Source organism: Pseudomonas sp. FW305-70 (genome assembly GCF_058783925.1).
Genome location: NZ_JBYSYZ010000071.1, coordinates 1 through 10,232, shown reverse-complemented (window position 1 = coordinate 10,232; position 10,232 = coordinate 1). Strand labels below are relative to the sequence as shown.

The 10,232-nt window shown below is 60.8% G+C and carries 11 protein-coding genes; 5 read left to right on the top strand and 6 right to left on the bottom strand.

What is annotated here, in order from left to right; translation table 11 throughout:
* Positions 1–137 precede the first annotated feature (137 nt).
* The 6 genes from AC3WN7_RS27970 to AC3WN7_RS27945 all read right to left on the bottom strand — a co-directional run bounded on the left by AC3WN7_RS27970 (position 138) and on the right by AC3WN7_RS27945 (position 7,213).
* On the bottom strand, positions 138–1,550 hold the full coding sequence (locus AC3WN7_RS27970; RefSeq protein WP_102675804.1) for an amino acid permease: 1,413 nt from the start codon (positions 1,548–1,550) through the stop codon (positions 138–140).
* Positions 1,551–2,418: 868 nt separating this feature from the next.
* On the bottom strand, positions 2,419–3,630 hold the full coding sequence (gene rluB, locus AC3WN7_RS27965) for a 23S rRNA pseudouridine(2605) synthase RluB (RefSeq protein WP_102675803.1): 1,212 nt from the start codon (positions 3,628–3,630) through the stop codon (positions 2,419–2,421).
* Positions 3,631–3,925: 295 nt separating this feature from the next.
* Complete coding sequence (scpB, locus tag AC3WN7_RS27960) at positions 3,926–4,876, bottom strand: SMC-Scp complex subunit ScpB (protein ID WP_102675802.1); 951 nt, start codon at positions 4,874–4,876, stop codon at positions 3,926–3,928.
* A gap of 11 nt (positions 4,877–4,887) precedes the next feature.
* Positions 4,888–5,706, bottom strand: a complete 819-nt coding sequence (locus tag AC3WN7_RS27955) for a segregation and condensation protein A (protein WP_056721489.1) — start codon at positions 5,704–5,706, stop codon at positions 4,888–4,890.
* Positions 5,707–6,336, bottom strand: a complete 630-nt coding sequence (locus tag AC3WN7_RS27950; RefSeq protein WP_041475076.1) for an L-threonylcarbamoyladenylate synthase — start codon at positions 6,334–6,336, stop codon at positions 5,707–5,709. It lies immediately after the preceding gene.
* Between the two features lie 13 nt (positions 6,337–6,349).
* Positions 6,350–7,213 carry a PHP domain-containing protein gene (locus tag AC3WN7_RS27945; RefSeq protein ID WP_015096293.1) on the bottom strand — a complete coding sequence of 288 codons (864 nt, stop codon included), beginning with the start codon at positions 7,211–7,213 and terminating at the stop codon, positions 6,350–6,352.
* Between the two features lie 87 nt (positions 7,214–7,300).
* On the opposite strand from AC3WN7_RS27945, the gene AC3WN7_RS27940 reads away from it, so the two are divergent.
* The 5 genes from AC3WN7_RS27940 to AC3WN7_RS27920 all read left to right on the top strand — a co-directional run bounded on the left by AC3WN7_RS27940 (position 7,301) and on the right by AC3WN7_RS27920 (position 10,107).
* Entirely contained in the window at positions 7,301–7,897 is a 597-nt protein-coding gene (locus AC3WN7_RS27940; RefSeq protein ID WP_095963823.1) for a septation protein A, read from the top strand.
* 1 nt (position 7,898) lies between these two features.
* A complete protein-coding gene (locus tag AC3WN7_RS27935) occupies positions 7,899–8,198 on the top strand; it encodes a YciI family protein (RefSeq protein WP_007975297.1) in 300 nt (99 codons plus the stop codon).
* A 111-nt stretch (positions 8,199–8,309) separates the two neighbouring features.
* Positions 8,310–8,723, top strand: a complete 414-nt coding sequence (locus tag AC3WN7_RS27930) for an SH3 domain-containing protein (protein WP_095963822.1) — start codon at positions 8,310–8,312, stop codon at positions 8,721–8,723.
* Positions 8,724–8,730: 7 nt separating this feature from the next.
* On the top strand, positions 8,731–9,408 hold the full coding sequence (locus tag AC3WN7_RS27925; protein WP_007975295.1) for a response regulator transcription factor: 678 nt from the start codon (positions 8,731–8,733) through the stop codon (positions 9,406–9,408).
* A 249-nt stretch (positions 9,409–9,657) separates the two neighbouring features.
* Positions 9,658–10,107 (top strand): Spy/CpxP family protein refolding chaperone, encoded by a 450-nt coding sequence (locus AC3WN7_RS27920; RefSeq protein ID WP_095963821.1) that lies wholly within the window; start codon positions 9,658–9,660, stop codon positions 10,105–10,107.
* Positions 10,108–10,232 lie beyond the last annotated feature (125 nt).

Here is a 10,232-nt window from a genome sequence, read left to right as displayed (position 1 = left end):
CGAATACGGTGTGTCAGCTAAGTAAATGGTGACTGGCACTCCCTCTTCGCGAGCAAGCCCGCTCCCACCGGGGATTTGTGTGAAGCCTGAAAACAACAAACCCGGCACTTGGCCGGGTTTGTTGTTTCTGCGGGGAGTTACTTCACTGCCGCCTGCAACGCATGTTGAGCACTGCGCTTGTTCTTGATGCCGTAGCAGACCCACATGAACACGAGCCATACCGGAATCGCGTACACCGATGTCTGGATCCCCGGAATCAACAGCATCACACCGAGAATGAACACCACGAACGCCAGGCAGATGTAGTTGCCGTACGGGTACCACAGGGCCTTGAACAGCGGCGTCTGTTTGGTTTTGTTCATGTGCTGGCGGAACTTGAAGTGCGAGTAGCTGATCATCGCCCAGTTGATCACCAGGGTAGCCACCACCAGCGACATCAGCAGTTCCAGCGCGCTGTGCGGAATCAGGTAGTTCAGCAGCACCGCGATCAGGGTCACGGCGGCCGAGGCCAGGATCGAACGCACGGGCACGCCACGCTTGTCGATCTTCGCCAGGCTTTTCGGCGCATCGCCCTGTTCGGCCATGCCCAGCAGCATGCGGCTGTTGCAGTAGGTGCCGCTGTTGTACACCGACAACGCCGCAGTCAGGACCACGAAGTTGAGGATGTGCGCCGCGGTGTTGCTGCCCAGCATCGAGAACACTTGCACGAACGGGCTGCCGCTGTAGGAATCACCGGAGGCGTTCAGGGTGGTCAGCAAGCTGTCCCACGGGGTCAACGACAGCAGGATCACCAGGGCACCGATGTAGAAAATCAGGATCCGGTAGATCACCTGGTTGATCGCTTTCGGGATCACGGTTTTCGGCTTGTCGGCTTCTGCAGCGGTGAAGCCGAGCATTTCCAGGCCACCGAAGGAAAACATGATGAAAGCCATGGCCATCACCAGACCGCTGATGCCGTTCGGGAAGAAGCCACCGTGGGACCACAGGTTGCTCACCGCCGCTTGCGGGCCGCCATTGCCGCTGACCAGCAGGTAGCTGCCCAGGGCAATCATGCCGACGATCGCCACGACCTTGATGATCGCGAACCAGAACTCGGCCTCGCCAAACACTTTGACATTAGCCAGGTTGATGACGTTGATCAGCACGAAGAAGCCCGCTGCGGAGACCCAGGTCGGGATGTCCGGCGCCCAGTAGTGGATGTACTTGCCGACCGCGGTCAGCTCCGACATGCCCACCAGGATGTACAGAATCCAGCAGTTCCAGCCCGACAGGAAACCGGCAAAGCCGCCCCAGTACTTGTGGGCGAAGTGGCTGAAGGAGCCGGCCACCGGATCTTCGACGATCATTTCGCCCAGTTGGCGCATGATCATGAAAGCAATGAAGCCGCAGATGGCATAGCCGAGGATCATCGACGGGCCGGCGGACTTGAGTACCCCGGCCGAGCCGAGGAACAGACCGGTACCGATCGCGCCACCTAAGGCAATCAATTGAATATGGCGATTTTTCAGGCCGCGTTTCAGCTCGCCTGATTGCGGGTTTTGTCCACTCATGAAAAGGGTCTCACGCAAGGTTTGATGATGTTCAGTAGACGTTGCTGCTCAAGAAAGGCGTTAAGCGGCACCGATCAAACCCCAGCGCAGGCACCAGGAGTTCAGCGTATTTACAACGGTCATGCGTCACCTGTTTGTTTTTATCTGTGACGAAATCGAACCCGACACGCTCGTGACGCGGCGGAGTGAACAAGGCGGATAGCCTTGAGGGTTGCGCAAATGCGCAGGAGGTCACAGGTAAAACGCGGCGCATTGTACACCTGTAACCCCCTGCTGCCAGACCCGCTGGACAAGCGTGTCTATGGCCGGGATTGCCTGTGTCCGCCCCGGGAGGCCCGGGCGGCTGCAAAAAATGGGTCAGATCCTTGCGGATCATCGACGGGAAAGGCAGGAAAACCGCCTCTCGCAGAGAGATGGAGATGGAATACGGCGTTCATTGCGCCTCCTTTTTGTTATGCACCTGCACGACAGGCATGGCGCGCATAACACCCTGCATGGAGCGGTGAAACAAGCGGGCCAGAGGGCTGGAAGGAGGAAGGAAGGCGTTGATGCGTAAGCGTTTTCTTACGGCATCCCGGGAATGGCGAATTCACGGGGCTAATCGGTGAATTTTGTCAGGTTTTCTTTACAGGCCGTAACATCGGGTTTCCATTCGGGAGAGTGTGGTGTTGCCGCTGACGCCTTCGCGGGCAAGCCCGCTCCCACAGTGGAGCGCATTTCTCCAGAACAACCCGGTCTCCTGTGGGAGCGGGCTTGCCCGCGAAGAGGCCCTCAAAAACGACACAGACTTAAAGCCAGCAAAAAAAAACGCCAACCCGAAGGTTGGCGTTTTTAACTTGTCGCTTGCAGCTTGAAGCTTACCGCTGCCTCACTCCGGCTTGCGACGACCAAAGCCCGGACGCTGACCGGAACCGGCCGGTGCGCCACGGCGCTTACCCGATGGCGTGTCACCGTCGACCAGCTTGATCCCCGGACGCTTCGGCGCCGGCTTGGCCGGGCGCTTGGTGTCGGCCGGGCGATCGGCTACCGGCGTACCACGGCCTTCGCCACGCTCGGTACGGCCATTGGCCGGACGTGGCGTACGTGGACCGCGTTCGCCGTCCTGGCGCGCAGCAGGCTTGCGCCCTGGACGCTCGCCTTCGATCTGCGGCTCGCGGCTGGCACGGGGTGCGGCAGGTGCGGCAGTGGCTGGACGCAGGGTACGCACACGCTCGGTCTTGGCCATCGGACGCGACGACTTGCGCTGCATACGGTCAAGCTTGTCTTTGCTCTTGGCATTCATCTGCGGCATCGCGACCGGTGTCAGGCCGACCTCGGCACTCAGAATGTCGACTTCGTACTGGCTCATTTCGCGCCAGCGGCCCATCGGCAGGTCGGAGTTGAGGAACACCGGACCGAAACGCACGCGCTTCAGACGGCTGACCACCAGGCCCTGGGATTCCCACAGGCGACGAACTTCGCGGTTACGACCTTCCATGACCACGCAGTGGTACCAGTGGTTGAAACCTTCACCGCCTGGCGCCTGCTTGATGTCGGTGAACTTGGCCGGGCCATCTTCAAGGACAACACCCGCCTTCAGGCGCTCGATCATCTCGTCGTCGACTTCGCCACGCACACGCACCGCGTATTCACGGTCCATTTCGTAGGAAGGGTGCATCAAGCGGTTGGCCAGCTCACCGTCGGTGGTGAACATCAGCAGACCGGTGGTGTTGATGTCCAGGCGACCGATGTTGATCCAGCGACCCTCTTTAGGGCGCGGCATCTTGTCAAACACGGTCGGACGGCCTTCCGGATCGACACGGGTGCAGATTTCGCCGTCGGGTTTGTTGTACATGATCACGCGGCGCACCGATTCGGCGGCCTCTTCACGCTTGATCACCTTGCCATCGATGGTGATGGCGTCGTGCATGTCGACGCGCTGGCCAAGGGTGGCGTCTTTGCCGTTGACCTTGATGCGGCCGTGGCTGATCCAGGCTTCCACGTCACGGCGCGAGCCGACGCCGATACGGGCGAGGACTTTCTGCAGTTTTTCGCCTGCTGGGCCGATTGGCTGGTCGTCTTGCTGCTCTTTGATACTCATCTGGGCACCTCCCGGTGTGGTCTGAAATCTGGGTACTTTGGCGAAGGGATCGCCGAAGGGTCGCGAATCATACGCGCATGCGGGCGTTTGCGCATCACAGACTAGCTCATCAAGGCCAGGTTATTGGTTTTTGCGCCGAACGGTGATCCGCAGCCTTGCGGTGAACACATCCACCCTGTGGGAGCGGGCTTGCCCGCGAAGAGGGCGTGTCAGTCGGCATATTTATTGGCTGACCCACCGCATTCGCGGGCAAGCCCGCTCCCACAGGGGTCTTTAGTGATCGTAAAAGCTGCGGTCAATCTTCGAATTGGCGGCGCTCGGCCTCGATGGCTTCGGCCTCTTCGTCGGACAGCTCCGGCTCGGGCTTCGGTTGTTCGAGGGCAGCCACGGCAGCCAGCAGTTTTTCCCGGGCTTCGGCAACGCCGAGGATGTCGTCTTCCTGCTCCGGTTCCATTTCCGACTCAGGCTCAGGCTCAGGCTCAGGTTCAGGCTCGATGTCGGGCTGTTCCGAATCAAACTCAGTCACCGCGCCATCACGCAACAGATCATCGAAATCGGTCTTGATCCCCTCCTCCATGCTGTCGAGCTCCAGCAACAGCGTGTGGAAACTGGTTTCTTCCTTCGGTTCTTCCGGTTCCGCGCTGGCGTCGGCCAACTCCTGCAACCCGGCGGGTACGGGGGCGTCGTCGAAATCGAGCACCGGGTCCGGTTCCAGCTCGCGCAGCTCCGCCAAGGGTGGCAAATCGTCGAGGTTTTTCAGGTTGAAGTGATCGAGGAACGCCTTGGTGGTGGCGAACATCGCCGGTTTGCCGGGTACGTCGCGGTAGCCGACGATGCGGATCCACTCGCGCTCCATCAAGGTCTTGACGATGTTGCTGTTGACCGCCACCCCCCGCACGTCTTCGATTTCGCCGCGGGTGATCGGCTGGCGATAGGCGATCAGGGCCATGGTTTCGAGCATGGCGCGGGAGTAACGCTGCGGACGCTCCTCCCACAGACGCCCGACCCACGGCGCAAATTTCTCGCGAATTTGCAGGCGATACCCCGAGGCCACCTCCTTGAGTTCAAACGCGCGGCCATCGCAAGACTTGGCGAGCATCGTCAGGGCCTTCTTGAAGACCGGCGGTTCCGGGCGCTCGCCCTCCTCGAAGAGCTCGAACAGGCTTTCCAGGGATTGCGGCTTTCCCGAGGCCAACAGAAAGGCTTCAAGCAAGGGTGCCAGGTCACGGGGTTCAGTCAGGTTCATGTTTCGACTCGTTATTCGGCTCGGGCTCGCACGTGGATCGCGGCAAATGGCTCATTCTGCACCAGCTCGACCAGGGATTCCTTGACCAGTTCAAGGATCGCCATGAAGGTCACCACCACGCCAAGGCGCCCTTCTTCAGCGGTGAACAGCTCGACAAACGGCACGAAACCGCCGCCCTTGAGGCGCTCCAGCACATCGCTCATGCGCTCCCGGGTAGACAGCGCCTCGCGGCTGACCTGATGGCTTTCGAACATGTCACCACGGCGCAACACTTCGGCCATGGACAACAGCAACTCGGACAGGCGCACGTCCGGCAACAACTTGCGAGCCCGGGCCTCCGGGGCGTCGAGCTTGGGCACCACCACGTCGCGACCGACGCGGCTCAAGCCATCGATGCCTTCGGCGGCGGCCTTGAAACGCTCGTATTCCTGCAAGCGGCGGATCAGTTCGGCGCGCGGGTCGTCCTCTTCGTCTTCGACGGTTTCGGCCCGCGGCAGCAGCATCCGCGACTTGATCTCGGCCAGCATCGCGGCCATCACCAGGTACTCGGCGGCCAGTTCCAGGCGCACCGACTGCATCAACTCGACGTAGCCCATGTACTGGCGGGTGATTTCCGCCACCGGGATGTCGAGGATGTTGATGTTCTGTTTGCGGATCAGGTACAGCAGCAGGTCGAGGGGGCCTTCGAAGGCTTCGAGGAAGACCTCGAGGGCATCCGGCGGGATGTACAGGTCCAGCGGCATTTCCATGACCGCCTGGCCATAGACCATGGCGAAGGGCAGTTCCTGTTGGGCTCCGGCCTGACTGTCGACGGGTTCTACTGCGGACATCTAGGCCTCGACCATGAACGGCGCAGGGTCGCCGCAACCGACGCGGATGACTTCCGGTTCGCCGTCGGCGAGGCTGATCACGGTGGACGCCTTGATCCCGCCGAAACCGCCGTCGATGATCAGGTCGACCTGGTGCTCGAGCAACTGGCGCATCTCGTGCGGGTCGGTCAACGGATCTTCATCGCCGGGCATGATCAGGGTCACGCTCATCAACGGTTCGCCGAGCTGCTCCAGCAGTGCCAGGGCAATCGGGTGGCTCGGCACACGCAGGCCGATGGTGCGTTTCTTCGGGTGCAGCAACAGCCGCGGCACTTCGCGGGTGGCGTTGAGAATGAAGGTATAAGGCCCCGGAAGATGGGCCTTGAGAATGCGGAAAGTGCCGGTGTCGATCTTGGCAAACAGTCCCAGTTGCGACAAATCGCTGCAGATCAGCGCAAAATTGTGCTTTTCATCCAGCTGCCGCAGGCGCCGAACGCGCTCCACAGCTACCTTGTCGCCGATCTGGCAACCAATGGCGTAGGAAGAGTCTGTGGGATATATCACCACCCCGCCCTTGCGAATGATTTCGACCGCCTGTTTGATCAGGCGCGCTTGCGGGTTTTCCGGATGAATCTGGAAAAATTGACTCACATTCTCTACCTGTTCAGACGGCGGCAATAACTGGGTCATGTTTGAATCGACACCATAGCGGTGGCAGATCCTCCGGGAGCGGCCGGTATTCGCCGATCTCCGACCAGCCTCCGGGGCCATGAAAATCACTGCCGGCGCTGACCAGCAGACCGAACTCGCGGGCCAGAATGGCCAGGCTGCCCACTTGTTCGGCAGGCTGGTAACCATTGACCACTTCGATGGCGTGGCCCCCTGCTTGAATATAGTCGGCAATCAGGCGACGTCGCTTGCTTCGAGTGAATTCGTAGTGCCAGGGATGTGCCAGGCTGACCCAGGCCTTGGCCGCGCGCAGGGTTTCGACGGTTTCTTCCAGGGTCGGCCAGTGTTGCTTGACGTCGCCCAGCTTGCCGGCACCCAGCCACTTGCGGAACGCCTCGGCGCGATCCTTGACGAAACCTTCACGCACCATCCAGTCCGCAAAGTGCGGGCGGGCCGGCGCGTTACCGCTGTCGCCCAGCGCCTGCTGGATCTCCCGGGCGCCATCCAGCGCCCCCGGCATGCCTTTGAGCGCCAGTTTGCGGCTGATTTCCTCGGAGCGTAGCCAACGGCCATCATGCAATCTGGCGATGGCCTCGACCAGCGGCGCGGCGTTCACGTCAAAACCGTAGCCCAGCACATGAATGGTCGCGCCGCCCCAGGTGCAGGACAATTCGACGCCATTGACCAGTTGCATCCCCAGTGCGGCAGCCGCGTGCCGCGCCTCGTCGAGCCCTTCAAGGGTGTCGTGATCGGTCAAGGCCAGGACTCGCACGCCTTTCTCGAACGCCCGCGCCACCAGAACCGCAGGCGCCAGGGCGCCATCGGAGGCCGTGCTATGGCAGTGCAAATCAACATTCACAGGGCTTTGTAACCTCAATTCAGCTGGCGCTATCGCGCGCCCATATGTTTGTTATTATGCCGCCACATCCTGCTTCTGGCTGCCACTGTGAAACAATTCATCGATTTCATCCCGCTCCTGCTGTTTTTCATCGTCTTCAAAATCGATCCACGGGTCGTCGACATCGCCGGCCATGAACTCACTGTGGGCGGTATTTACAGCGCCACCGCGATGCTGATCGTCAGTTCCCTGGTGGTCTACGGCACACTGTTCATCAAACAGCGCAAGCTGGAGAAGAGCCAGTGGCTGACCCTGATCGCCTGCCTGGTCTTCGGCAGCCTGACCCTGGCCTTCCACAGCGAGACGTTCCTCAAGTGGAAAGCCCCGGTGGTCAACTGGCTGTTCGCCCTGGCGTTCATCGGCAGCCACTTCGTCGGTGACAGCCTGCTGATCAAACGCATCATGGGCCACGCGCTGACCTTGCCGGAGCCGGTCTGGACACGCCTGAACATCGCCTGGATCGCTTTCTTCCTGTTTTGCGGTGCCGCCAACCTGTTTGTCGCGTTCACCTTCCAGAGCTACTGGGTCGACTTCAAGGTCTTCGGCAGCCTGGGCATGACTTTGCTGTTCCTGATCGGCCAGGGCATTTACCTGTCCCGCCATCTGCACGATGCCGACACCACTACGCCAAAAACCGAGGACTGACATGCTTTACGCAATCATTGCCACAGACGTCGCCAACTCCCTGGAAGCCCGCCTGGCCGCACGGCCCGCGCACCTCGAGCGCCTGCAAGTGCTCAAGGGCGAAGGTCGCATCGTATTGGCCGGCCCACACCCGGCCGTCGACAGCAATGATCCGGGCGCAGCGGGTTTCACCGGCAGCCTGATCGTCGCCGAGTTCGATTCCCTGGGCGCCGCCCAGGCCTGGGCCGACGCCGATCCGTACATTGCTGCCGGTGTCTACGCCAACGTTCTGGTCAAGCCGTTCAAGCAAGTCCTGCCGTAACAAATCCCCCACGCGATGAACCTTGTCGGTTCATCGCGTTCTCATTCGCTCATTATTCCTGTTTATCGGCCGACAACTTGCCCAATACCCGTATTGGAATCAGGAGTCGCGATGCGCAAGGGTCCGTTGTGTCTGATGTTGGTCACGTTGTCGATCGTGGCGCCCGCCCACGGTGAAGAATACGCCGAGGGTGGAAACTCGACGCCCCTTTCCTTGAGCGCCGGCAGCCAGATCACCGAGCTGCAGCAACGCTTGAAAGAAAGCGAACGGCAACGGGAAGAACTGAGCAAACAATTGCAAACTGGCGATGGCGAACGCGAAAGCCCGCTGCTGGCCCGGTTGCGCCAGGAGAACCAGCGCTTGAAGCTGCAACTCAAGGAAGCCCAGGCCAGCAGTCCGCTGCCGCGCCTGCTGACCGACCAGCAACAATGGTTTGTCATTGGCGCCGGGGTAGCGCTATTGGCGCTGCTGTGCGGTATCTTCGCCAGTGGAGCAAGTCGAAAACGTCGACAATGGCTAAATTGAGTGAGTCATGAGCGAGCTGTTACTGATTGATGATGACCAGGAGCTGTGTGAGCTCCTGAGCAGTTGGCTGAGCCAGGAAGGGTTTCAGGTACGCGCCTGTCACGACGGCCAGAGCGCGCGCCGTGCGCTGGCCGAAACCGCTCCGGCGGCCGTGGTACTGGATGTGATGTTGCCCGATGGCAGCGGCCTGGAACTGCTCAAGCAGTTGCGCAGCGATCACCCGGATTTGCCGGTGCTGATGCTCTCGGCCCGGGGCGAGCCCCTGGACCGTATTCTCGGCCTGGAACTTGGCGCCGACGATTACCTGGCCAAACCCTGCGACCCGCGAGAGTTGACCGCCCGCCTGCGCGCCGTCCTGCGCCGCAGCCACCCGGCAGCGGTGTCCAGCCAGCTGGAACTGGGCGACCTGTGTTTCAGCCCGGTGCGCGGCGTGGTCAGCATCGACGAGCAGGAGTTCACCCTCACCGTTTCCGAAAGCCGCCTGCTGGAAGCCCTGCTCAAGCAGCCCGGCGAACCCCTGGACAAACAGGAACTGGCGCAGATTGCCCTCGGCCGCAAGCTGACCCTGTACGACCGCAGCCTGGACATGCACGTCAGCAACCTGCGCAAGAAGATCGGTCCACACCCCGATGGCCGTCCGCGCATCGTGGCCCTGCGCAGCCGCGGCTACTACTACAGCCTCTGAAACCATGTGCCCCCTGTAGGAGCGAGCTCGCTCGCGATGGACGTGAACGATGACGCGCACTGTCTGACAAGAAGCGCCGACCTCGAAATCTTCGCGAGCAAGCTCGCTCCTGCAGTCATCTGAAGTTTTGTCAGGTCGGCGGGAAATCGTCTTTACCCAAGCTTTACCCTTCGCTGACCGCCGCTGACCTTGATCTGCGTAATCTGTACTCATCCGGAACGTACCGGGAACGAGACAAGGAGATTCACCATGCGCAAGACTCTTATCGCTCTGATGTTCGCGGCTGCCCTGCCGACCGTTGCCCTGGCCATGCCTGAAGGCACCGGCCCCATGGATGGGCCGATGGACGGTTCGCGCCACGGTGGTCAGATGCATGGCATGCACGGCAAAGGCCCGTACAGTCAACTGGACCTGAGCCGCGAACAGCGCGAGCAGATCCGCAAGATCATGGGCGAGCAGATGCACGAGCGTAAGCAACTGGTTGACAAGTACCTGGAGAAACTCTCGCCAGCCGACCAGAAAGCCATGAAAGATGAAATGGCCGCCAACCACAAGAAAGCCGAAGCTGACGTACGGGCACTGCTGAAACCGGATCAACAGAAGCAATTCGACGAGATCCAGAAGAAACAGGCTGAGCGTCGCGCCGAATGGACCGAGTTCAAGGCGTGGAAAGCGCAACAACCGCAAAAAGCGCAATAATGCGCTGACCCCGGACCCGACGGCTGAACACCGTTGGGTCTGATGCTTTTGACCCAATGTGGGAGCGGGCTTGCTCGCGAAGGCGGTTTGCCAGTTAAAGCATTTGTCGACTGGCACACCGCCTT